At 53.8% G+C, this 1,462-nt stretch carries 1 rRNA gene; it reads right to left on the bottom strand.

Annotated elements, in window-relative coordinates:
• Window positions 1-11: 11 nt before the first annotated feature.
• Window positions 12-1,462, bottom strand: a 16S ribosomal RNA gene (locus UF05_RS08920); the annotation flags it as partial.

The raw sequence follows: 1,462 nt of genomic DNA, 5'->3' as shown, positions 1-1,462 counted from the left end.
TAATCATCGTTTAAGGAGGTGATCCAGCGCCAGGTTCCCCTAGCGCTACCTTGTTACGACTTCACCCCAGTCATGAACCACAAAGTGGTAAGCGTCCCCCCGAAGGTTAAACTACCTACTTCTTTTGCAGCCCACTCCCATGGTGTGACGGGCGGTGTGTACAAGGCCCGGGAACGTATTCACCGTGGCATTCTGATCCACGATTACTAGCGATTCCGACTTCATGGAGTCGAGTTGCAGACTCCAATCCGGACTACGACGCACTTTTTGGGATTCGCTCACTTTCGCAAGTTGGCTGCCCTCTGTATGCGCCATTGTAGCACGTGTGTAGCCCTACTCGTAAGGGCCATGATGACTTGACGTCGTCCCCACCTTCCTCCGGTTTATCACCGGCAGTCTCCCTGGAGTTCCCGACATTACTCGCTGGCAAACAAGGATAAGGGTTGCGCTCGTTGCGGGACTTAACCCAACATTTCACAACACGAGCTGACGACAGCCATGCAGCACCTGTCTCAGAGTTCCCGAAGGCACCAATCCATCTCTGGAAAGTTCTCTGGATGTCAAGAGTAGGTAAGGTTCTTCGCGTTGCATCGAATTAAACCACATGCTCCACCGCTTGTGCGGGCCCCCGTCAATTCATTTGAGTTTTAATCTTGCGACCGTACTCCCCAGGCGGTCTACTTAACGCGTTAGCTCCGAAAGCCACGGCTCAAGGCCACAACCTCCAAGTAGACATCGTTTACGGCGTGGACTACCAGGGTATCTAATCCTGTTTGCTCCCCACGCTTTCGCATCTGAGTGTCAGTATCTGTCCAGGGGGCCGCCTTCGCCACCGGTATTCCTTCAGATCTCTACGCATTTCACCGCTACACCTGAAATTCTACCCCCCTCTACAGTACTCTAGTCTGCCAGTTTCAAATGCAATTCCGAGGTTGAGCCCCGGGCTTTCACATCTGACTTAACAAACCACCTGCATGCGCTTTACGCCCAGTAATTCCGATTAACGCTCGCACCCTCCGTATTACCGCGGCTGCTGGCACGGAGTTAGCCGGTGCTTCTTCTGTCGCTAACGTCAAATAATGCAGCTATTAACTACACTACCTTCCTCACGACTGAAAGTGCTTTACAACCCGAAGGCCTTCTTCACACACGCGGCATGGCTGCATCAGGCTTGCGCCCATTGTGCAATATTCCCCACTGCTGCCTCCCGTAGGAGTCTGGACCGTGTCTCAGTTCCAGTGTGGCTGATCATCCTCTCAGACCAGCTAGGGATCGTCGCCTTGGTGAGCCCTTACCTCACCAACTAGCTAATCCCACCTAGGCATATCCTGACGCGAGAGGCCCGAAGGTCCCCCTCTTTGGCCCGTAGGCATCATGCGGTATTAGCCATCGTTTCCAATGGTTATCCCCCACATCAGGGCAATTTCCTAGGCATTACTCACCCGTCCGCCGCTCGACGCCG

Origin of the sequence: Vibrio sp. S457-15 (assembly GCF_000960545.1) — a bacterium.
In the GTDB taxonomy this organism is placed as follows: Bacteria; Pseudomonadota; Gammaproteobacteria; order Enterobacterales; family Vibrionaceae; genus Vibrio; species Vibrio parahaemolyticus.
This window is presented reverse-complemented; position numbering and strand designations above follow the sequence as displayed.